Source organism: Centipeda flueggei ATCC 43531, from assembly GCF_000160695.1.
Classification (GTDB): domain Bacteria; phylum Bacillota; class Negativicutes; order Selenomonadales; family Selenomonadaceae; genus Centipeda; species Centipeda flueggei.
In genome coordinates this window covers 180,488-201,528 of sequence record NZ_GG694008.1, presented here as the reverse complement: position 1 = coordinate 201,528, position 21,041 = coordinate 180,488, and the positions used below count along the sequence as shown (strand labels likewise).

The window sequence follows — 21,041 nt, the reverse complement described above, 5'->3', positions numbered from 1 at the left end:
GGGCATGACGGACAAAAAAATCATCAGCAAAGAAGATTTTTTGAAGCTGCGACAGACGTTTCGCGATGCGGGCAAGAAGGTTGTGCTTTGTCACGGTGTCTTTGATCTCCTGCACTATGGGCATATCGAGCATTTGGAAGAAGCAAAAAAACAGGGCGATATCCTTGTTGTCTCTGTGACTGCTGCAAAGTATGTCAACAAAGGTCCGGGACGCCCCTATTTCGATGATCGTCAGCGGATGGCTTTCTTGGCGAGTCTTGAGATGGTAGACTATGTTCTCTTGAGTGAGGCTGTCACCGTTCATGAGATTGTCGACTTCGTGCAGCCGGATATCTATGCGAAGGGGCAGGAGTATGCCCGCGCTGAGGATGATGTGACCGGCAATATCGGGGCGGAACAAAGCGTTGTAGAGAAATACGGCGGCAGGATCTTCTTCACGCAGGGAGAAGTTCACAGTTCGACAAAACTGCTCAATAACTTCTTTGCAGCACTGCCCGAGAACGTCAAGGAGATGGCGTTCTCCCTGCGAAAAAAACACGGAACAGATGCTTTTGCTCAGGTGCGAGGTACGGTGGAAAGATTTTCGGATACCAAGGTCTTGGTCGTGGGCGATGTGATCATCGACGCCTATGTCTTTTGCAACGTGCAGGGCGTCACGATGAAGGATGCGACACTCTCGGCATTTTGCGACAGCGAGGAGAACTATGCGGGTGGCTCTCTTGCCATCGCGCGTCACTTGGCAAATTTCTCGCAGGATGTCACACTGCTCTCGATGATGGGGACAGAGTACGGACTCGTGGACTTCATTGAGGACAAGATGGAGGGGGTTCATCTCGAACTGTTGCAAGACACAGATTTCGTGACACCGCTCAAGCGTCGCTATTTGAAACAGAACCTCGTCCGTCAGGAGTATACGAAGCTCTTTTCTGTGAACTATCTCCTCAAGAGAGGACAGCGTAAACGCTTTGACTACACTGTGTTTCATCAGAAGCTGCGCGATATGGTCGGCGAGTATGACCTTGTCGTCGTGTGCGACTATGGGCATGGGCTTCTCGATGATGAGGCACTCCGCATCCTTGAGGAGAAGGCAAAATTTCTCGCCGTAAACTGCCAGACAAACAGCTCGAACTATGGGACGAACCTTATTACGAAGTATCATCGAGCAGACTGCTTCGTCGTGGATGAACGCGAGCTGCGCCTTGCGTTCGGGCAGGCTCTGACCTCGCGTCATCGGCTGCTGCGGCAGCTCTCTGAAAAACTGCATGCCGATATGTCATGGGCGACCATCGGCGCAGACGGTGCCATCGGTAATGCTGAAGATGAGCAAGTGAGGAGCCCTGCACTTCTGCTGCGCGTGAAGGATACGATTGGCGCGGGAGATGCATTCTATGCACTTGCTGCACTTGCCGCACTGCATAAAATGCCGCTTGATCTGGCGACCCTGCTCGCTAATGCGGCAGGAGCACTCAAAACAAACGTCGTCGGAAACAAGGAAGCCGTGAAGAAGGTTGACTTGCTCAAGTTCCTCAGCACGGTTATGAATGTATAACTGGTGTGGAACTACGCTGAATCAGCTAAGGAGTTTAACATGGAAATACGAGACAGTATTAATGCTGTACCCGAGTGTCTGAAGAAGCTGAAAGCGGACGGCAACGATGTCATTCTTTACGGCGCAGGTTACTGTGGACATGAGGCGCTTTCCTTGATGACCCAGTATGGGATTCACGTGCGCGCTGTTTGTGATGATTTTCGTGCGGGAGAAGTGTTGGACGGTTATACAATCGTTCGATTGGATGATATTTGCCCTGATGAAAAGACGGTCATATTCATTACGAGTGGATTCAATGCGAAAATGAAGCAGTGTATCGAGAAACTCGGACTTCTTTCGTACTATCGTGAGATTGATTTTGGTCGTTACGATGCTGACAAGGAAAATCCGGCGTATTTCAAGGAGCATGAAGCAGAGTTAAATCGGGCATGGAGTCTCCTTGTAGATGAAAAGTCGCGTAACGTGCTGCAGAATTTGGTAAACTATCGAATCAGCCGAGATCTGAAGTTCCTTGCCGGAATGGAAGAGAAAAATCAATATTTTCCGCCTAAGGATGAGATTCCTGTTCTATGGAGTGGCGAAGATGTTTTCCTTGATCTGGGGGCATATGACGGAGATTCCCTGCGAGGCTTTATTGACTATACAGGCGATCAATACAAGAAAATTATTGCCGTCGAAGCGAGCCGCAAGAACTACGAGATGCTGGTGAAAAATACCGAAATGCTGCCACGTGTGCAGTGCGTGAATATCGGTATCCATAAGGAAAAGGGGCAAATTCGCTTTGAGGTAAGTGATGCCAAAAACAGCTTTGCAAGTGCAGACGGTGCAGACGTATTGGATGTCGATTCGGTCGATCATATCTTGAACGGTGAAGCCGTGACCACCATCAAGATGGACATTGAGGGGGCAGAGTACGATGCTATCTTGGGAATGGAGCAGACACTCCGAAATCATCCCGTTCTCATGGTATCCATCTATCATAAGGTGGAGGATCTCTTTCGTCTGCAGCTCCTGATTGAAAAAATGTGTCCAAATACCTATGATTACTATATTCGGCACTACTCGCCGACCATCATTGAAACGGTTTTGTATGCAGTACCTAAAACCATGAGTAAGCGAAGTGGAAGCAGAATTTGAGGGAGGATTAATATGGATACGCAAGATCGTTGGAATGAGGTCAAGCATCAATTGGAAGGAGAGCCGTTGACACTCAGCCCCAAAATGTCTGCGACACTCCAAAGTCCTGGGAATGGTTTTCTGTTTATTTTAGCACGCTATAAATTCGCCCTAAAAATGATGGCAAATCGAAAGAATCTTAAGGTCCTTGATTTGGGTTGCAATGATGGTCTTGGTGATCTGATGATTTTGCAAAACTGTCATTGTGAACAGGTAATTGGAGTCGATTTTGATAAAGATGCAATCCGATGGGCAAATGAAAATCTAAAGCAAGATAAATTGTCTTTTGTTCAAGGAAATTTTATGGGAATGGATATCTTTCCTCTGGGGGGGGACTGCGTTCTTTCTCTGGATGTTATTGAACATATTCCCGTGGAACAGGAAGATATGTACTTTCAGACGGTTTGCCGTAACCTGAAGGACGATGGGTTTGCTGTGATTGGAACGCCTAATGTGACGATGGTGCCATATTCAAGTTCGTGGAATAAGATTGCGCATATCAATAACTACGATCAAAAAAGGTTGTATGATGCGATGAGCCGTTACTTTGAGAATGTCTTTATTTTTGGGATGAATGACGAGGTTCTTCATACGGGCATGTATCCGATGACATGCTATATCATGGCATTAGGCTGTGGAAAGAAGAGGCGTATTGATGGGAAACCCGTATAGCTCACTGAAAATTTTTCATCATAAAGATGCACTGGATGCGTTGGAGCGGCACAAGCATATTGCTCCGTTCTACATACGCTTGAAGCCAACGAATTTCTGCAATCATCATTGTGCATACTGCACCTATGGATCCGGCGATACCTACCAGAAGACGGAGAACCGCGACAGCATAGAACACCGCGATATGATACCGTGGGATAAGCTCCAGGAGATTATTGCAGATATGGGAGCGATGGGGGTCAAGGCACTCACCTTTTCAGGTGGCGGAGAGCCGCTGACCTATCCGCACATCAGAGAAGCTGTGCAGCAAGTGAAGAGCCACGGGATCGATCTCTCGCTGATTACGAACGGTCAACTCCTGAAAGGAGAGATTGCAGAAGAATTTTATACGGCAAAATGGGTGCGCATCTCATTTGACGCTCCGTTGGCATCTGTGTATTCGTCTCTGCGCCGCATTCCGAAATCTTCCTTTCAAAGAGTCTGTGAGAATATCCGCAGCTTTGCACAGAATAAAGATAAGGATTGCGTGCTCGGTGTGAACTTCGTCATCAGCAAGGCGAACTGTGACTATGTATATGAAGCGGCGGCACTGCTGAAGGAGCTTGGGGCAGATAACGTCAAGTTTGCGGCTGTTGTGGAGAACCAGCCACACTATCATCTTGATATCAAGGATAAGGTGATCGAGCAGCTTCATCGTGCGCAAGAGGAGCTTTCCGTTCCTTCGGGGGAGCATGCGTTTCGCATAGTCAATAATTACGAATACGACTGGATGGATAAGAACTTTACTGCTCAGCCCTTTGAGACTTGCTACACGTGCCGTCTGGTTACGGTCATAGCGGCAGATCAGAGGGTCTATCTGTGTCATACGAGAGCATACGATTCTCAGGCGGTTGTTGGAGATCTTCAGGATCAATCATTCCGTGAGATGTGGTTTTCGGAGCAGACAAAAAAACGACTGAATGCTCTTCAGCCGAAACGAGATTGCCGTAATTTTTGTGTATATGAAGAACGAAACCTGTTGATTCAATCCTATTTTGATACAGATATGCGGCATGTCAACTTTATTTAGGTATATTTCTATCTTGTAGTCTTAAGGAATCGCTGATAAATTCAGCCCATCATCTTGGCGTATCCTTTTCGCCCTGCCTGTGTCAACAAATCCTCCACATAGCTTTGGCTATGCGTCCGGTTTGTTTCCTTGGCAGGACAAAAATTTTTCACCAATCTGACAGACTTCATTTTATCAGCGATTCCTTAACAGGTACGGAGGACATCAAAATGTTAGATTTCTTGGTAAAAGAACCGAACAAGATGGTATCTTTGGTTGAGAACTTGAAAAATCTCTCAGAGCCGTTGTACCTTTTTGGAGCAGGCAACTGCGGAGAGAATTACCTGAATGTGCTGGGAGAAAATGGGATATCGGTAGAAGCCTTTTTGGATGATGATATACAAAAACAGAAGAGTGGATTTTATGGAAAGCCAGTCCTCTCCCCGGAAGAAATGGTGGGGCGTGACGGCATAATTCTGATTTCTTCGTATGGACCAACCAGTCTTATGAAGCGCTTGGAGAACATTGACTCTAACTTACCAAAGCGTGTATTATGGTCGGAATTTTTCCTTTGGGAACACGGATTAGACTACTATTCCTATTATATGGAACATGGCTTAGAATTGGAGCAAGTCTATGGGCTACTTGAAGATGAGCGGTCCAGAGAAGTATTCCGAAATCTCTTAAACTATAAGGTCAGCAGAAATATTTCCTTAATTACAGATATCAATGATCTTGGTCATTGTGATCAGTACTTTGATGGGGCTATCGTTCGTTTTAGGGAAAATGAGGTGTTTGCTGATCTCGGGGCCTATATTGGTGATACGGTGGACTCCTTTGTCAAACATATCAAAGCAGCTGGTGTATCATATGCTCATATTTATGCCTTTGAACCGGATCCAAACAACTTTGTGGAGCTAAAGAGACGCACCTCACACTATCCAAATATGACTTATATTAATAAAGGGGCATATTCTGAGAATACGGTCTTGCGGTTTTCGTCGGAAGGGACATGGACCTCTTTTTTTGATGAGCAAGGGGATATTGAAGTGCCTGTTTGCAGTCTCGATGAGGAGATCGGGAATAAGATCTCCTTTATGAAGGCGGATATAGAAGGGGCTGAAATGCAGGCACTTCATGGAGCGGAAAATATCATTAGAGAATATAAACCGACCATTGCGTTTTCCGTCTATCATAAAAAAGATGATATATTCAATATTCCATTGTACCTATATGAATTAAGTACAGGATATAAATTTTACATGAGGCATTATGGAGATATTCCTATAGATTCTATCCTCTATGCTGTCGATTCTACTGAGAGTTAAGGGGGGCTTGACTTTTTATTTGTAGGCTTAAATAATGGGTATAAGTTCTACATGAGACATTATTCCGAGAATCCTGTTGAATCGGTGGTCTGCGCGATAGATAACAGCAGAGTTTGATCTCAAAAACGTATTCACGTGTACTGGCTTAGACAGAGGAGATGTGAAGATGGCAATGAACTTGGAAAAAACAGCGCATGAGTTGAGATTAGACATTCTGCGGATGTTTTACATCTCTGGTACCGGGCACATGGCCCCGGCACTTTCCTGTGTTGATATTTTCACGACACTTTATTTTGGGGGGGTCATCGCATGGGAAAACAGGTTTTCTGAGGAGCGTGACCGTATTGTCCTCAGCAAGGGGCACGCTTGTGCTGCTCTCTATGCTGTATTGGCTCGCGCCGGGTATTTTCCTCGTGAGGAGCTTTTGACGTTTTATCAACGAAATACGCGTCTTGGCGGGCATCCTGATATTGCACTGCCGGGCATTGAGACTGCAACAGGTGCGTTGGGGCATGGCATTTGCTTTGCCACAGGAACAGCACTCGCGGCGAAGGTGGATGGGCGATCATATCGCACCTATGTCGTTATGGGGGATGGTGAGTCTCAGGAGGGCTCAGTATGGGAAGCGGCGGCCTTTGCTGCGAATCAAGGACTCTCGAATATGACGGTTGTCATGGATTGCAATGGCTTACAAGCAAGTGCATATATTGAGGACATTTCATCGATAGAACCTCTGAAGGCAAAATGGGAGTCCTTTGGTTGGACTGTATTGGAATGCTCCGGTCATGATTTCTCAGAACTTATACAGTCCTTTGAACGTGCAAAGGCAACGGAGCGTCCAACCATGATTTTAGCGCGTACGATTAAGGGGAAAGGCGTTTCCCTTGCAGAGAATAATCCTGCATGGCATAGCCGCGCACCGAAAGGCGAAGAATGGGATAAGATATGTGAGGAGTATCGAATCCGGAAAGAGGAGCTGACGCGTCTATGAGAAATGCAAGTACGCAGATGGTCTATAATTTGGCTAAACGTGATCGAGATGTCATGGCATTGACCGCCGACAACAGCAATGAAATATACGATAAGATCAAGCGGGAGATGCCGGGACAGTATATCGATTATGGGATTGCCGAAGAAAATATGGTGGCAAGTGCTGCGGGGCTTGCCTCCTGCGGTAAGATTCCATTTTTGTATACGATTACAAATTTCATGTCAATGCATGCTTTCGAGTTTATTCGTAATGATGTCTGCGTTGCGAATCAGAATGTCAAATTTCTCGGACGGTCTTCCGGTTTGGTAAGCAGCAGCATGGGAGCAACACATCAGGGGACGGAAGAAGTTGCGCTTCTTAGAACTCTTCCCAATATGCTTGTCATCACTCCTGCTACACCGATTGAAGCACGGGAGGCTACGAGATTTGCCTATCATCATCGAGGTTCCGTATATATCCGTCTGGAGGGATTTAATGAGCCGGAACTGTATGGTGAGGACTATCAATTCTCTGTGGGACGGGGCTACGTTCTGAGAGATGGAGGAGACATCACTGTCATCTCTATGGGTTCTGTTGTCAATGAGGCTCTGAGTGCCGCAAAAAAACTGGAGTCTGATGGTATCCGTGTTCGCGTTATCAATATGCCCATGGTAAACCCGATTGATCGGGATTTGATTGTCGCAGCGGCAAAAGAGACAGGCCATATCATCACCCTGGAAGAACACAGTATCCATGGCGGACTTGGCAGTGCAGTCGCAGAGGTGCTGGCAGAGAGCGGTACTGCAGCATCTTTTCATCGAATGGGTCTCAACGGTTGTGCAAAAGGATGCGGAAACCGCGAGGCGATGCGGGAAATCAACGGACTTGCCTCGGGAAGCATCATGGAAAAAGTGCGGGAGAGCTTGCAGCGATGAGAGTTCTGGTAACAGGTGCAGGCGGCTTCGCAGGGCGGCGCACAGCGGAGCACCTGTATGCGAGCGGATTTGATGTTGTCGGAACAGTGCATTCCCGCCGCATCGAAGTACCGTTTGAAACGGTGCAGCTTAATCTTGAAGAGCCGTGGCCTGAGATGGGGCGCTTTGAGGCCATAATCCACACAGCCGGAAGTGTTCCGCATCGGGCAAAAGATTTCTGCGTATATGTGCGAAACAACATCGATACGATGAGGCAGATCATCGACTATGCGAAGCGCCATGAAGTCCGCAGAGTTATTTACTTTTCGACAATCGGCATCTATGGCGAGTTCCGTGACGAAAACATTGATGAGAATTCAGACCGCATCAATCCCGATGCGTATGGATTGACGAAATATGTGGCAGAGTGTCTGCTTCGTGAGGAAATGTCAATTCAAAGTATCAGTCTTCGTATGCCGGGGATCATCGGGCATGGTTCTTACGGTATCTGGCTGCCGAGTACCATTGAGAAGTTTCTACGAAATGATTCGGTACGCATCTACGCACCGGATTTTCCAACACGAAATTTTGTCTGGAATGATGATCTGGCAAAATTCGTTGCTCATCTGTTGCGCATGGATACGTGGAAGTACGATGTTGTATGTCTTGCCTCCCACGAAAAGACGACGGTACGCGAACTTGTTCACGAGATTAAGAGACTGACGGGATCTTCTTCCGAGATTATTGTGGACAACGATATGCGTGCGCCGTTCTGTCTGGATGATAGCTGTGCACTGGAGATGGGGTATGAGTCTATCTCGCCGATTGAGATGGTGCAGAGGCTTTTGGGGGGATCCAAATGAATGCATGGGATATCGTGAAAGGATTTCTAAAACCTTTCATCCCGGCAAAGGCATTGCGCTTGAAAAGAAGCGTTGGAATCGTCCGTTCTCTGTACAAGAAATTCGATCCTGCCGACTATGTGTCTACGCAAGAAGATATGAATCGAATGGCATTGATCAGACGGACGTATAAAAAGATCGCGGTGCTTCAGATGTCATGCCGCAATATAGGCGGCATGGGGCTTATGTATCAATGGCTATGTGAACATCGAGCCTCGGATACGCTGTATCTTTTTTATCGGGAGCATTTCGACCATAGCAAGAAAATCCCGAATGCATTTTTAGAGGAAATCATCTGTCGTGATCTTGTCGATATGGAAGAAAATCTTCCGTTCTGGCTGCGTGTTCTGAAGATGTGTTTCTGGAAGGTTGAATCGTTGGATTTCGGTGATGCGTATCGCAGCGGGATCGATATATCGCGTCAATTCTATGCAGGGAAGGGGGCGTACCGATACGATACAGACAGCCGTCAAACCGGACATTTTTCATTTACAGAACAGGAAATCCGTGAGGGAGACATAATTTTAGAGAAACTCAAGATTGAGTCCGGCGGTTATGTCTGTCTGTTTGCTCGTGATGCAGCATACTATAATCAGTTTTACGATGACCAATTTTTAGATAAAGCGAAATGGGCAAATGAACTCATGGTGCGCTATTGTGATTCAGATATTGAGAGTTTTCAATCTGCGGCTGCGTATTTGCACAGCAGTGGAATGCGATGCGTCCGTATGGGGGAGGCTGTATCCTCAAGGGGTACACTCGCACATATAGTAGACTATACTAATGAAAGACGGTCGGCTTTTGGTGATGTGTATGTGTTTTCACATGCGAAGTTCTTTTTGGGAGATCCATCGGGGATTTTTGTCTTTCCTTTGCTGGCAAAAAAACCTATGGCCTTTACGAATGTATCGTCTTTTTTTCTGCAGGGGACTCACAGACGGAAGGCACGTTGATGATTTGTAAGAAATTTTACCATCCGTTGGACGATACGTATTTAACCTTACGAGAAATTCTTGCGGTTCATCTCCAGTTGATTCAAGAACATCGAGGAGAAAATCTAACGCTCTGCTTTTGGAGATGGCTGTCAGATCATGGGTATATAGCCATCCCTAATTCCGAAACGGAAATCAAGGAACTTGCCGAGGAAATGATTCACATCCTTGATCGGAATGTAAGCTATACCGACGAAGAAATGGCACTGAAGCGCAAGTACAAAAGCATTATGTGTGAATATATTGTGAAGGATGATTTTTTGGCGGTTTGTGCTGAGATCGGAGCGAAATGGATTACAAAAAATGCATGGTTTTTGGAATCCTCATTGCCTGAGCCTTTCTATGGGGAGAGTGCCTCGACATGAAAAAAATGATACAATATTTGAAAACGGGGTTGAAGTATCTTCTTCCGAGCGCGGCACTCCAAGCGATACAAGCAAGACGACAAAAAAGCCGGGACGAACGCTTCTTCGAGCAGGAGGTTTTTCCGAAGATTCCCAAAGCGAGAGGATCAGAAGCGGAATATGAAGAGAAAAGTCAAGAAATCCTGAGGAAATACAGAAAAGTTGAGCTGTGCACCATCTTTGCGTACAGGATAGGGGAAATCATCGTTTCGTTAGGGCATCAGCAGGAGTTCCCGCCAAAGGAAGGAGAACTTGCGATTTTTTTTCCCGTGGGCTGGATTCCGCGAGAGGGCGGAGTGCAATGCGAATATCTCTATGAGGATCGATATATAGCGAACACTTATCTTTATCGGAAAGTGGCAGACATGCTTCCCCTCGTGACACGGGAAAATGCCGGATTTTGGAAATATTTCATACAACATTACAAACATAGAACATATATATCTCATCGTTTCGATCATCCGAGCCTCTTGGCTATGCAGAAAAAGATTATAAAGAAGAAAAATTTTCATCGTCAGTTTTTGCATTTCGAACTAGACGAGATGCAAGAGGGGGATAGAAAGCTCGAAGAGATGGGGATCTCGGGCGATTATGTTTGTTTTTTCGCGCGACAGGGACGGTATTTGAAAGAGCATTTGGGAATGAATCCTGATGATCTCGAGGTGACGCGTAATAGCCACATTGAAAATTTCAATCTCATGTCGGAACGCTTGTGGAGGCGTGGAATACAATCGGTGCGGATGGGCTGCTTGGTAGAAGGTTCGTTTGATGCTCCTGGAAGTGTGGATTATGCAAATCGCTATCGAAGTGAATTTATGGATTTCTATGTGCTGTCCAAAGCGAAATTTTTGATTTCCGATCCAAGCGCAATGGAGGTTATGGCGAATCTCTTTGACAAACCTCTTGTCATGATCAATATGCCTGTGATTACATTCAATGCAGACAGCCTTAATTATTGTGACCGAAAGCAGGATATCTTCCTGCCGAAGAAAATGTATGACACTCGTAAGAAACGATATCTTACCTTTCAGGAGATTTTTGCCATCGAACGCCAGGAGGACTCACGCTACAAGATAGCTGAGTATTACGAAACACATGGAATCATCCTTGAAGAAAATACGCCGGAAGAAATTGCGGATGCTGCTGACGAGATGATCGCACGTCTGGATGGCACGTTCTCGTATACGCCGGAAGACGAGATGCGGCAAAAACGATTTTCCGAACTTTTGGCATGGGCAGCGCAGGGGCGGGATTGTTTTGTTGTCGACCTGCCGGTAGGTCGTGAGTTTTTGCGACAGAACGAATGGCTTCTTGAGGCGTAATTCGTGCTTTAGCGTATCTGCATCTCTTTCATAGGTGTTGAATGAGTGGGAGCAATTTCATGAAAATAGCAATCGCGGGTACGGGCTATGTGGGACTGTCGAATGGAGTTCTGCTGGGGCAGCATCATGACGTATGCGCGTATGATATTAACACTGCCAAGGTGGATCTGCTCAATCAGAAGCGTTCTCCTATTGTCGATGCGGATATTGAGGCATATCTTCGTAAGGAAGCATTGTCCTTCTGCGCTACAACAGACCCTGCGGAGGCGTTTTGTGGGGCGGAATATGTCATTATAGCAACGCCGACGGATTATGACCCCAAGCGCAATTTTTTCAACACATCATCGGTGGAGAATGTGCTGAAGAAGATTCTTGCGATTAGCCCCAATGCGCATATTGTCATCAAGTCGACTGTGCCTGTCGGTTACACGAAGTCGCTCCAGCGACAGTATTCATGTAAAAATATCTTTTTTGTGCCGGAGTTTCTGCGAGAGGGGAAGGCCCTTCATGACAATCTCTATCCGTCGCGTATCATCATCGGTGCACAGACGGAGGCGGCAAAGCGATTTGCACAATTACTCGTTGAAGGCGCGATAAAAAAAGATGTGCCTGTGCTCTTTATGGAGTCAACCGAAGCAGAGGCGGTCAAGCTTTTTGCAAATACATATCTTGCGCTCCGCGTGGCGTACTTTAACGAGCTGGACAGCTATGCGGAGCTTCGCGGGCTGGACAGTGCGCAGATTATCAGAGGTGTCTGTCTTGACCCGCGTATAGGTCAGGATTACAACAATCCATCCTTTGGCTATGGAGGATATTGTCTGCCGAAGGATACAAAGCAGCTTTTGGCGAATTATAAAGATATTCCGCAAAATCTTATCACAGCGATTGTGCAGGTGAATCATACGCGCAAGGATCATATCACAGAGATGATCCTTGCGCGTGATCCACAAACAGTAGGGATTTTCCGTCTCACAAGTACGACCGCATTCTTATAACGGCTATCGTACGCCATTCGAAGCGAGGTATTCGACATAAGTTTATTGGACACTCGTGTTACAAAAACGCTTGACCACAACACATCAAGTCATATCAACCAGAGTGCCATGGCGATAGCTACGTTCAATGGAACAGTGGCGATTGAGGCAACGAAACTGAAAAAACCGATTTTGTTGTTTGGCGCTGATAATTCGTGGATGCGGTATTGCAGAGATGTGGTTTCCATACAATCGTATGCGGATTGTCAAAATGTTCTTCATAGGGTTGAGGAAGGGGGGAGTCCTCAGTACGATGATCTGGAACAGGTGGTTAATCAATAATATGGATATCCACTAACACCGGAAGGAAATGCCGCAGTTATCCATAAAATTGTAGCTCATGCACATTCTTTAGTTGAGAGAAAATAACTGCATTGGTCGTTTTAATTTTACGAGGAAAGGGAGCTCACATGAACATGAATAATGTTGCGCTGATTAAGGCGGCATTTAAGGACCTTGACGCGTTTTCGGTCACGATGGATGTGGATTGGGCGTCAGACTATGTAATCAAGGAAGCAGTAACCTTCTTTCAAGGGTGTCAGATACCGTTGACTCTTTTCTTTACACATACGAGTCCGTATATTCATCATTTGATTCGAACAGAGAGTGTGTCGTATGGTATCCATCCAAACTTTATTCAGCCAAGCAGTCAAGGGGAAGATAAGGAGGCAGTTATCCATTATTGTATGACACATTTTCCCCAAGCCGAGGCGTTTCGTGCACATCGGTGGTATGCCGATAATGATATTTACACGGAATTATACAATCGTGGAATCCGTTATGAGTCTAATCTATGTACGATGCTTGATGTAATACCTCCTTTTGTTCATCGTTCGGGGATGGTCTCATTTCCGGCTTTCTTTGAAGATGGGGCGTACCTATATCATGGATTAGATCTTAATTTTTCTTCTGTAAAGAGTTATTTCGAACAACCGGGGGTTAAAGTAATCAATATACATCCGATGCATTTGCTTATTAATACCCCTGATTTTCAGTATATGCGTGATATAAAGGATTCCGTGAGCAGAGACGTATGGAATTCAATATCAGACGAGATTATAGAACAGATACGAAATAAAGCGGCACGTGGTATTACAGATTTTATCACGGAACTTGCAGATTATCTTGTGCAGAAGAATGTACCACAGTATACACTTGCTCAATTGTACCATATGATATGAGGATGAATGAATATGATTAATGTTGTAGGGTTAGGATATATTGGTCTGCCGACTGCTTTGATGTTTGCTGCACATGGGGAGGCCGTTGTTGGTTCTGACCGGAATGCGAAACTCATTCATACTTTGAAGAATGACGCTTTGGATATCGGAGAAGTGGGAATAAGGGAGCTTTATCACCGAGCAGTTCCTAATATTAAATTCTCTGTAGAATTGGTGAAAGCAGACATATATATTGTTGCTGTCCCTACACCTTATAACAAAAACTCCAAAAAAATTAATCCCGATTATGTTATTAGTGCGGTTGAGGCGATTTTATGTATTTGCCCACATGATTCGATTATCGTCATAGAATCCACAATATCTCCAGGTACAATTGATGTATATATTCGGCCCTTGATTGATCGCCTGATGCGAGATGCAGGGAAGAAGGTTCATCTTGCTCATGCACCAGAGCGTATTATTCCTGGGAGTATGGTCCGAGAACTTCAAAATAACGCGAGAACCATTGGTGTAGATAATCCACGTATTGGTTCTATTATACGAAAAAAATATGCTATGTTTTGTAATGGGGATATTGTCATTACTGATATTAAAACTGCCGAAATGACCAAGGTCGTTGAGAATACATATCGAGATGTTAATATCGCATTTGCAAATGAATTAAGTAAAATTTGTCGCGTTGCTGGTATTGATGTGCATGAGGTCATTCGTATCGCCAATATGCATCCGCGTGTATCGATTCTTTCTCCTGGTCCTGGAGTGGGTGGTCATTGCATTGCCGTTGATCCATGGTTCCTAGTTGGAGATTACCCCCGGTTGACGTGCTTGATTCTTGCAGCTAGAACTGTGAATGAATCCATGCCTGATTTTGTTATGGAACGTATGGCTTTCATCATGCGGGAAAACCACATTAATGATTTGAGTCGCGTTGGGATATATGGATTAACATATAAGGAGAACATAGCGGATACTAGAGAAAGTCCATCACTTCAACTATTGGATAAAATGGAAAAACATATGGCTTTTGGTGTTAAAGTCTATGATCCCTACGTCGCAGAAGACATAGTAGAGCATCAATATCACGACTTTGCGAAATTCACCTCTGACGTAGATTTTATTGTTGTTATGGTAGCGCATGATCAGATAAGAGAAACAGAAAAAGATTTGGAAGGAAAAATCCTTTTGGATTGTAGGAATGTGCTCCATTCAGCGGGGTATCATCTCTAAAAGAGAGGTATATATTATCATGGATGTTCAAACAAGAGCCAATGGGATGCAAGACAAGTATGATATAGGACTCGCTTTTTTTGTATATAAAAGACCAGAACATACAAGACGTGTCGTGCAGTCGATTCTTGAGAATAGATTTGACAACATATATGTTTTTCAAGATGGCTTGCGGAGCGAGCATGATGAAGCAGAATGGAAAGAAGTACAACAGGTAATTCATCTATTACAGGATCGAGATGGATCGTCTGTTGAAATGCATATATCTGGTGTGAACAAAGGTTTGGCAAATTCCATCACCCAGGGGATCTCCTATGTTTTGGAAAAACATCAAGCGGTTATTGCCTTAGAGGACGATATTTTATTAGGTAAGGATTATCACCGATTTGCGTCACTCTGTTTCGAACGGTATGAAAATGTTCCTCAGGTTAAATCTATATGTGCTGCTGGAGCAAGTGATGCAGTAGATTCTGATGTGTCTTATAATCGGTGCTATCCATATGATGTTTACTTTACCTATCGCTTGTCCAGCATGGCTTTTGGGACATGGCGAGATCGTTGGAAGGACTATGATCGTGATCCGAAGATCGCACAACGTATTTGGGAAGATAAGGTTCAGAAAATAAGGCTTGGGCGTTTAGCCGGGTGTGATAACCTGAATTATCTTGAGATGGTTGTTAATCATCCGGAAAATATCAATACGTGGGCATTCTATTGGACTGCTTTGCAAGTGTTTTCCGGTGGTGTAACTGTTACGCCGCTACATGCCCTTGCAGAAGATATTGGACGAGATGGAACAGGGACGAATACAATATCTGCCACCGATCAATTTGTGCATACGATACACGAACTTCCCTTCGAAGTTCGTTTTCCTGAGGATCAGGATATTACCGTGGATCCATACTTTTTGACACGACAAAATATTGTTTGTGAGAATGGAAATTATATTCTTCGGAACATAAAACTTTTGAGGGCTAAATACAAACAAATTCTTGCGGGTTATCGCTCATGATTGCAGCTTGAGTGAGATAAGAGGTTCATTATTAGTTTTGTACGTGAAGCTCTGATGGTTGGTATGGAGGCATTTCGGATGATACATAAAATAAAAACGATGAAGACGAAGCTAAATCAGATTTCATATATCGCGCAGGAGGTAGAGGAACTACGATATGCAATTGGGTCGATGCGAGCGGATGCTATTCACGCAGGAGATCCAGTTCGTGAGTTTAAGGTTTTTTCACAAAGCGGTGAAGATGGCGTCATTCAGTGGCTGATCAAAAATATCCGAGTCTCCAGCGAGCGTTTCATAGAGTTTGGTGTACAAAATTATACAGAAGCGAATACACGATTCCTGCTCATGCATGATAATTGGTCCGGATTGATTATGGATGGGAGCAAGGAGAATATTGACTATGCGCGTCATGATAATGTCTGTTGGATGCATGATTTAACGCCTGTCCATGCGTTCATCACGGCAGAGAATATCAATGAGCTAATACGAGAAAATGGTTTCTCGGGAGACATCGGTATTCTTTCTGTTGATATTGATGGAATGGATTATTGGGTCTGGAGGGCGATAGATTGTATTATTCCGGATATTGTCATCTGTGAATATAACAGCAGGTTTGGTGCCGAGCGTGCCGTTACACTTCCTTATGATGCCTCTTTTTATCGTACAAAAGCGCATTATTCCAATTTGTACTTTGGTGCTAGTATTCGTGCTATGGTTCAATTGGGGGATGAAAAAGGCTATGCATTAGTGTATGGAAATAAGATAGGGAGCAATTTGTTTTTTGTCCGTCGAGAGCTGTTGAATGATGTAGTTCGTGAACGCAGTGTTGAAGAGTGCTATATCCGAGCAAAATATCGTCAGGCAAGGCGTCAAGACGGAGAATTGGCATTATTGACTGTAAAAGAAGAAGAGAAATTGTTGGAGAACGATAAACTACTGCTAGTAGAGGTGTAAGATACCATTGATACGTGCCTGGTTGAGGAGGGGGGGAAGGTTCGCCAGTGGGCATGTGAGTATAGAGGACTTGCTAATACCATTGTGCAGACGGAGTAGAGAACAGAACATGGAACAGTGTAGAATATGCGGTGCTGAGTCAACTTATTTTGATGAGGCTTTGATGCTAAAAAAATATAGGGCACAGTATTTTCGTTGCCAGAATTGTGGCTTTATACAAACAGAGAAGCCTTACTGGTTGGATGAAGCATATTCGGATGCAATCGTGGACTCTGATATTGGATTGATTGAGCGCAATATTATGCTTAGTAGACTGACCGCAGCCGTTATTTCTTTTTGCTTTCCCACAGCAACATCTTTTTTAGATTATGCTGGAGGGTATGGTATCTTAGTGCGACTTATGAGGGATAGAGGATTCCATTTTGAATGGTTTGATCGATATTGCGAGAATATGTTCGCGAAATCATTCAGAAAAAGTAAAGATCGTTATGATGTACTAACGGCATTTGAACTGTTTGAGCATTTACCGACACCAGTGGAAGAAGTTAATGTGCTCAGCAAGATTTCTGACAATATCCTGTTTACAACGACGATAGTTCCTCGTACCATACCCAAAGTAGACGATTGGTGGTATTATGCTCCGTATAATGGGCAGCATGTATCTTTTTATACAGTAGAATCTTTGCAACTGCTAGCAAAGAGCTTTGACTACCATTACGTCGGTTATCGTGATATACATCTCTTTTCGAAACAACCTGTAAGCCAATGGAAGTTTTCAGTGGCGGTTAGATTGTCCTCGTGGATCAATCGCTTTACATCAAGGAAGAGCTTGCTTGGAGAGGATTATAGAGCACTTACTGGTTCTGATATCTGACACAGATATCAGGTGGAGTATATTATTATGTGCTTATTGAAGTGGATATTGCGTAATGTCGATCATCTATTCCAGCGTATGATTATTTTAGGAGTCCAGACCATTGGAAAGGTCATTTATTCCTGTAGGCGAGGGAGACAGCAACCGAAAATTGCGACTTCTAGAATTCTTGTCATTCGCCTTGACGAGATTGGCGATATGGTGATGATGTCCCCTTTTTTACGAGAGCTTAGGCGCGGCTATCCAAAGGCGCATATTACCTTAGTCGCCAAGCCTGCTGTTTATAATCTGGTGGAATTATGTCCGTATGTCGATGAGATCCTCACGTTTTCAAAAGTCAATGGGCGTGGTGCATTTTACTTTCGCCTGTTTCAATCGCTGTATTTTTCTTTCTGTCACTTTTATAAACAAAAATATGGCATGGCGCTTGTACCGCGCTTTGATGCAGATGCAGGCTATGGGGCAGGGCCGCTTGCTTTTCTTTCGGGGGCAGCACAGCGCATTGGTTATAGTGAGGTGGTTCTTCGCAGCAAGAGCCTGTCAGACAAAGGATATGATGGCTTCTATACGAAGGTATTGACATCCGAACAGGGCAAGAGTAGACATGAGGTGGAGCGCAGTATAGATGTGCTGCATTCGCTTGGCATTCGCGTGGGGAATACTGACTTGGAAGTGTGGACATCGGAGCAAGATAATACCCATGCCCTATCCTTGCTTGGGAAAAAATCATCACAGTTACGCGTGGCACTTTTTTTAGGTGCGGGAAGTCCTCGGCGTGAGTGGCCAGTTCATTCATTTATGGAAACGGCACAAGCTCTTTCGAAGCAGATTGATATAGAATGGGTTATTTTGGGAAGTGGAAAGAATGAGATTGGGAAGGCTGCTGCTTTTTCGGAGAGCGGAGTTCCTTGCCGTAATTTAGTCAATCGACTTACTTTGCGCGAGACAATATCTGCGCTTTGCTTGTGCGATATATATTTAGGCGGTGATACGGGGCCTATGCACATGGCGGCTGCACTTAGAAAACCAGGCATTGTATTATCATGTCATCCCATTGGAGGTGACGAGAATCATTGTAACTCTCCAAGTCGTTTTGGTCCGTATAAGCGTGATATGACGATTCTGCGTCCTACACCGTTTCCAGGGTGCGAGCATGGATGTCAGCACAATGAGCCGCATTGCATCATGCGGATTTCCGCAGGTGTGGTGGTACAAGCAGTCTTGCACATGAATGAACGCCTAATCAGGAAGGATACGGATGATGATGGACGAAGTGAATAACAGAGAGGCATATGCGACATATTACTCAAGCCGTGGTGTAGATCCTGCCATGTACGATGATGTAAAACTGCCGTCGTATCTTATGCATGTGATCGCTCCGGCGGAGACCATACTGGAGCTTGGCTGCGGTTTTGGACAGAACCTGCGCGCGTTCATGAATGCCGGATACAAAAAAGTTAGCGGATTAGATATTTCTGAGCAGGCGGTAGCGTATTGTCAGTCGCAGGGTCTACCCGTTGTAATGGGCGACGTTATGCAGTATGCGGGTAAGAAGTATGATTGTGTGCTGATGAGCCATGTATTGGAACATCTTCCTAAAGATCATGTGATACCAATGCTCCGCAAGATACGGAGCGACGTCCTCAAAGAGCATGGAAAGCTTGTCTTGATGGTACCAAATGCGCAATCCAATACAGATTGTTATTGGGCGTATGAAGATTTTACACATTACACACTATTTACGGCAGGCAGTGTCCTTTTCGTCTTGCGCGAGGCAGGATTTCACGACATCCAATTTTTGGATGTTGATGGACTGGGGGACGCAAAAGGTTGGAAAAGGGGTGTGCGCAAAGTACTTTTGTGGGCGTATATCAAAAACAAGCTGTTTTGGAATAAGGTTACCGGGAGTGCTTATCACGCACCAAGTCCGAGAATCTTTACTTATGAGATCAAGTGTGTGGCGAGAAGATAATATTGTGAGATAGTGTATTCTTTAAAGACGAATCACGAAACGGCATTGAGAAGGCAGGGCTTTCTTGATGCCGTTATTTATTTGATAAATCAAAGAAGAAAGAAAAAATTTTGACAATAAGAAGGATAATTGATAGTTTTTGATGAATATAAGAATTGGATATATAAACATTGAGGCAAGCTGGAAAGATTAACGTATAATACGTCTCTGAATGAAAGTGGAGATAGTGTCAAGTTTTTTGTGTAAACGTTTCTGCAAGTGTAGCAACCCTAAATTGCAATATCAAATCGGTTAAGGAAACATATCCAGCAGCAGAGGCGTAGCTTCCTGAAAACCTTTTTGGACGCGGTCGCCACTTTTGCGGTTGTATTCGCTATAATAGGCGCAGACAAAACGTTCTAGGGAATCCTCGTTTGGAAACTGCTCTTTTTTCTTGGTCAGATGTTTTAGGCCTTTGTTGTTGTTTTCCAACGGATTCGATGTGTAGATGCTCGCCCATATGGAGGGCGGAAATTCATAAAAGGTGTACAGACTGTCACATTCTGAGAAGATCCTCTTCAGCTTGGGATATTTGCTGCCATAACACACGAGAAATTCCTCCAAGGCGCACGCTGCATCGCCGGCATTCTGCTGCTTGTAGACGGCTGACAGGGCGCTTAATACATCCTTGCGCTCCGTCTTTCGGACATATCTTGCTACGAGACGGGAAAGATGTACCCAGCAGGATTGATGGCGTACTGCGGGGAATTCTTCCCGCAAGGCGGCACAAAGCCCGTTCAGCCCGTCCGATACGAAAAGCAGAACCTCCTCCAATCCGCGCTCTTTCAATCCCTGTAGCATCTCCCTATAGTTGGCGGCTGTCTCGGTTGGATAGAGCGCAAAATCCAGCACCTCCTTGTATCCTTCCGGGGTAATGCCGAGTAGGACATGCAGAGCTTCCTTTGCGACAGAATCGCGACGTACGTTCAGGTAAGTGGCATCTGCATAAATAACGGCGTATCGCTTGGCAACGGGGCGGGAATGGAACTGGCGTACTTGCTCATCAGCCGCTTTGGCGATATTCGACACGGTGGACGGTGTGTAGTGATGTCCATACATCTGTTCGATGAGGCTGCTGATTTCGCGTGTTGTCACACCGTGACGGTAGAGCTGGATGACGGTGGTTTCAAGGGCATCGGTGTGCTGTGTGTGTCGTGGGATGGTTTTTTTGGGCAAACAAACCATTCCGATCGCGCGGGACGAGGAGCCGCAGATCTCCATAGGAAGTTGTGAGTGTACGCACATAGGAACCGTTCCGACTGTTCCCGGAGTTCCAGCCGTCCGAGGAGTGTTTCTCGTATCCGAGGAAGGCCGTGATCTCGCTCTGGAGCAGACCATTGACAGCGGATTCAAGCTGCTGACGGAAAAATTCGTTCAGCGGGAAATCCTTTTGTAGCGCATTCATAAGTTCTGTGGTAAAATCTGACATGAGGGAAGCTCCTTTTCTTGTGTTTGGTTTTGTCGCTTAACA

Annotated in this window: 21 protein-coding genes; 19 read left to right on the top strand and 2 right to left on the bottom strand. The window is 45.1% G+C overall.

Annotated features, from left to right (window positions below; genetic code table 11):
• The first annotated feature begins 4 nt into the window (after positions 1-4).
• The 19 genes from HMPREF0908_RS08445 to HMPREF0908_RS08355 all read left to right on the top strand — a co-directional run bounded on the left by HMPREF0908_RS08445 (position 5) and on the right by HMPREF0908_RS08355 (position 19,531).
• Entirely contained in the window at positions 5-1,549 is a 1,545-nt protein-coding gene (locus tag HMPREF0908_RS08445) for a PfkB family carbohydrate kinase (RefSeq protein WP_006691072.1), read from the top strand.
• Positions 1,550-1,588: 39 nt separating this feature from the next.
• On the top strand, positions 1,589-2,686 hold the full coding sequence (locus tag HMPREF0908_RS08440; protein ID WP_050755866.1) for an FkbM family methyltransferase: 1,098 nt from the start codon (positions 1,589-1,591) through the stop codon (positions 2,684-2,686).
• 12 nt (positions 2,687-2,698) lie between these two features.
• Positions 2,699-3,397 carry a class I SAM-dependent methyltransferase gene (locus HMPREF0908_RS08435; RefSeq protein ID WP_006691070.1) on the top strand — a complete coding sequence of 233 codons (699 nt, stop codon included), beginning with the start codon at positions 2,699-2,701 and terminating at the stop codon, positions 3,395-3,397.
• Positions 3,381-4,466: a radical SAM/SPASM domain-containing protein gene (locus HMPREF0908_RS08430; RefSeq protein ID WP_006691069.1), complete on the top strand. Its 1,086-nt coding sequence runs from the start codon at positions 3,381-3,383 to the stop codon at positions 4,464-4,466. The genes HMPREF0908_RS08435 and HMPREF0908_RS08430 overlap by 17 nt, the downstream gene beginning before the upstream one ends.
• 209 nt (positions 4,467-4,675) lie before the next feature.
• A complete protein-coding gene (locus HMPREF0908_RS08425) occupies positions 4,676-5,773 on the top strand; it encodes an FkbM family methyltransferase (protein ID WP_040572651.1) in 1,098 nt (365 codons plus the stop codon).
• Positions 5,774-5,939: 166 nt separating this feature from the next.
• Positions 5,940-6,764, top strand: coding sequence for a transketolase (locus tag HMPREF0908_RS08420; RefSeq protein WP_006691067.1), 825 nt, complete (start codon positions 5,940-5,942; stop codon positions 6,762-6,764).
• A gap of 29 nt (positions 6,765-6,793) precedes the next feature.
• Entirely contained in the window at positions 6,794-7,678 is an 885-nt protein-coding gene (locus HMPREF0908_RS08415; protein ID WP_245522938.1) for a transketolase family protein, read from the top strand.
• Positions 7,675-8,520: an NAD-dependent epimerase/dehydratase family protein gene (locus HMPREF0908_RS08410; RefSeq protein WP_006691065.1), complete on the top strand. Its 846-nt coding sequence runs from the start codon at positions 7,675-7,677 to the stop codon at positions 8,518-8,520. Before HMPREF0908_RS08415 ends, HMPREF0908_RS08410 begins: the two co-directional genes overlap by 4 nt.
• Entirely contained in the window at positions 8,517-9,512 is a 996-nt protein-coding gene (locus HMPREF0908_RS08405; RefSeq protein ID WP_006691064.1) for a TIGR04372 family glycosyltransferase, read from the top strand. The genes HMPREF0908_RS08410 and HMPREF0908_RS08405 overlap by 4 nt, the downstream gene beginning before the upstream one ends.
• Positions 9,512-9,916 (top strand): hypothetical protein, encoded by a 405-nt coding sequence (locus HMPREF0908_RS08400; protein WP_006691063.1) that lies wholly within the window; start codon positions 9,512-9,514, stop codon positions 9,914-9,916. The genes HMPREF0908_RS08405 and HMPREF0908_RS08400 overlap by 1 nt, the downstream gene beginning before the upstream one ends.
• Complete coding sequence (locus HMPREF0908_RS08395; RefSeq protein WP_006691062.1) at positions 9,913-11,277, top strand: TIGR04372 family glycosyltransferase; 1,365 nt, start codon at positions 9,913-9,915, stop codon at positions 11,275-11,277. Before HMPREF0908_RS08400 ends, HMPREF0908_RS08395 begins: the two co-directional genes overlap by 4 nt.
• A 59-nt stretch (positions 11,278-11,336) precedes the next feature.
• The gene (locus tag HMPREF0908_RS08390; RefSeq protein ID WP_425358108.1) at positions 11,337-12,272 is read left to right on the top strand and encodes a nucleotide sugar dehydrogenase; all 936 of its coding nucleotides are present in this window, start codon (positions 11,337-11,339) and stop codon (positions 12,270-12,272) included.
• A gap of 455 nt (positions 12,273-12,727) precedes the next feature.
• Entirely contained in the window at positions 12,728-13,492 is a 765-nt protein-coding gene (locus HMPREF0908_RS08385) for a polysaccharide deacetylase WbmS family protein (RefSeq protein ID WP_245522937.1), read from the top strand.
• A 12-nt stretch (positions 13,493-13,504) separates the two neighbouring features.
• Positions 13,505-14,719, top strand: coding sequence for a nucleotide sugar dehydrogenase (locus HMPREF0908_RS08380; RefSeq protein ID WP_040572650.1), 1,215 nt, complete (start codon positions 13,505-13,507; stop codon positions 14,717-14,719).
• A 19-nt stretch (positions 14,720-14,738) separates the two neighbouring features.
• Entirely contained in the window at positions 14,739-15,731 is a 993-nt protein-coding gene (locus HMPREF0908_RS08375) for a sugar transferase (RefSeq protein WP_245522936.1), read from the top strand.
• Between the two features lie 78 nt (positions 15,732-15,809).
• Positions 15,810-16,685 carry a hypothetical protein gene (locus HMPREF0908_RS08370; protein WP_040572649.1) on the top strand — a complete coding sequence of 292 codons (876 nt, stop codon included), beginning with the start codon at positions 15,810-15,812 and terminating at the stop codon, positions 16,683-16,685.
• 109 nt (positions 16,686-16,794) lie between these two features.
• The gene (locus tag HMPREF0908_RS08365; protein ID WP_006691056.1) at positions 16,795-17,559 is read left to right on the top strand and encodes a class I SAM-dependent methyltransferase; all 765 of its coding nucleotides are present in this window, start codon (positions 16,795-16,797) and stop codon (positions 17,557-17,559) included.
• 12 nt (positions 17,560-17,571) lie between these two features.
• A complete protein-coding gene (locus tag HMPREF0908_RS08360) occupies positions 17,572-18,840 on the top strand; it encodes a glycosyltransferase family 9 protein (RefSeq protein WP_169304140.1) in 1,269 nt (422 codons plus the stop codon).
• Entirely contained in the window at positions 18,818-19,531 is a 714-nt protein-coding gene (locus tag HMPREF0908_RS08355; RefSeq protein ID WP_006691054.1) for a class I SAM-dependent methyltransferase, read from the top strand. Before HMPREF0908_RS08360 ends, HMPREF0908_RS08355 begins: the two co-directional genes overlap by 23 nt.
• Before the next feature lie 291 nt (positions 19,532-19,822).
• On the opposite strand, the gene HMPREF0908_RS08350 is transcribed toward HMPREF0908_RS08355, so the two are convergent.
• Together HMPREF0908_RS08350 and HMPREF0908_RS11455 are read right to left on the bottom strand one after the other, a co-directional pair.
• A complete protein-coding gene (locus HMPREF0908_RS08350; protein WP_211204800.1) occupies positions 19,823-20,746 on the bottom strand; it encodes an IS256 family transposase in 924 nt (307 codons plus the stop codon).
• Complete coding sequence (locus HMPREF0908_RS11455; RefSeq protein ID WP_425358109.1) at positions 20,697-20,975, bottom strand: transposase; 279 nt, start codon at positions 20,973-20,975, stop codon at positions 20,697-20,699. The genes HMPREF0908_RS08350 and HMPREF0908_RS11455 overlap by 50 nt, the downstream gene beginning before the upstream one ends.
• Between the last annotated feature and the right edge of the window lie 66 nt (positions 20,976-21,041).

What these genes read in the sequence shown, in the direction of transcription:
- HMPREF0908_RS08445 (WP_006691072.1), top strand. Translation starts at nt 5, where the DNA reads ATGACGGACAAAAAAATCATCAGCAAAGAAGATTTTTTGAAGCTGCGA.
- HMPREF0908_RS08440 (WP_050755866.1), top strand. Translation starts at nt 1,589, where the DNA reads ATGGAAATACGAGACAGTATTAATGCTGTACCCGAGTGTCTGAAGAAG.
- HMPREF0908_RS08435 (WP_006691070.1), top strand. Translation starts at nt 2,699, where the DNA reads ATGGATACGCAAGATCGTTGGAATGAGGTCAAGCATCAATTGGAAGGA.
- HMPREF0908_RS08430 (WP_006691069.1), top strand. Translation starts at nt 3,381, where the DNA reads ATGGGAAACCCGTATAGCTCACTGAAAATTTTTCATCATAAAGATGCA.
- HMPREF0908_RS08425 (WP_040572651.1), top strand. Translation starts at nt 4,676, where the DNA reads ATGTTAGATTTCTTGGTAAAAGAACCGAACAAGATGGTATCTTTGGTT.
- HMPREF0908_RS08420 (WP_006691067.1), top strand. Translation starts at nt 5,940, where the DNA reads ATGGCAATGAACTTGGAAAAAACAGCGCATGAGTTGAGATTAGACATT.
- HMPREF0908_RS08410 (WP_006691065.1), top strand. Translation starts at nt 7,675, where the DNA reads ATGAGAGTTCTGGTAACAGGTGCAGGCGGCTTCGCAGGGCGGCGCACA.
- HMPREF0908_RS08405 (WP_006691064.1), top strand. Translation starts at nt 8,517, where the DNA reads ATGAATGCATGGGATATCGTGAAAGGATTTCTAAAACCTTTCATCCCG.
- HMPREF0908_RS08400 (WP_006691063.1), top strand. Translation starts at nt 9,512, where the DNA reads ATGATTTGTAAGAAATTTTACCATCCGTTGGACGATACGTATTTAACC.
- HMPREF0908_RS08395 (WP_006691062.1), top strand. Translation starts at nt 9,913, where the DNA reads ATGAAAAAAATGATACAATATTTGAAAACGGGGTTGAAGTATCTTCTT.
- HMPREF0908_RS08390 (WP_425358108.1), top strand. Translation starts at nt 11,337, where the DNA reads ATGAAAATAGCAATCGCGGGTACGGGCTATGTGGGACTGTCGAATGGA.
- HMPREF0908_RS08385 (WP_245522937.1), top strand. Translation starts at nt 12,728, where the DNA reads ATGAATAATGTTGCGCTGATTAAGGCGGCATTTAAGGACCTTGACGCG.
- HMPREF0908_RS08380 (WP_040572650.1), top strand. Translation starts at nt 13,505, where the DNA reads ATGATTAATGTTGTAGGGTTAGGATATATTGGTCTGCCGACTGCTTTG.
- HMPREF0908_RS08375 (WP_245522936.1), top strand. Translation starts at nt 14,739, where the DNA reads ATGGATGTTCAAACAAGAGCCAATGGGATGCAAGACAAGTATGATATA.
- HMPREF0908_RS08370 (WP_040572649.1), top strand. Translation starts at nt 15,810, where the DNA reads ATGATACATAAAATAAAAACGATGAAGACGAAGCTAAATCAGATTTCA.
- HMPREF0908_RS08365 (WP_006691056.1), top strand. Translation starts at nt 16,795, where the DNA reads ATGGAACAGTGTAGAATATGCGGTGCTGAGTCAACTTATTTTGATGAG.
- HMPREF0908_RS08355 (WP_006691054.1), top strand. Translation starts at nt 18,818, where the DNA reads ATGATGATGGACGAAGTGAATAACAGAGAGGCATATGCGACATATTAC.
- HMPREF0908_RS11455 (WP_425358109.1), bottom strand. Translation starts at nt 20,975, where the DNA reads ATGAATGCGCTACAAAAGGATTTCCCGCTGAACGAATTTTTCCGTCAG.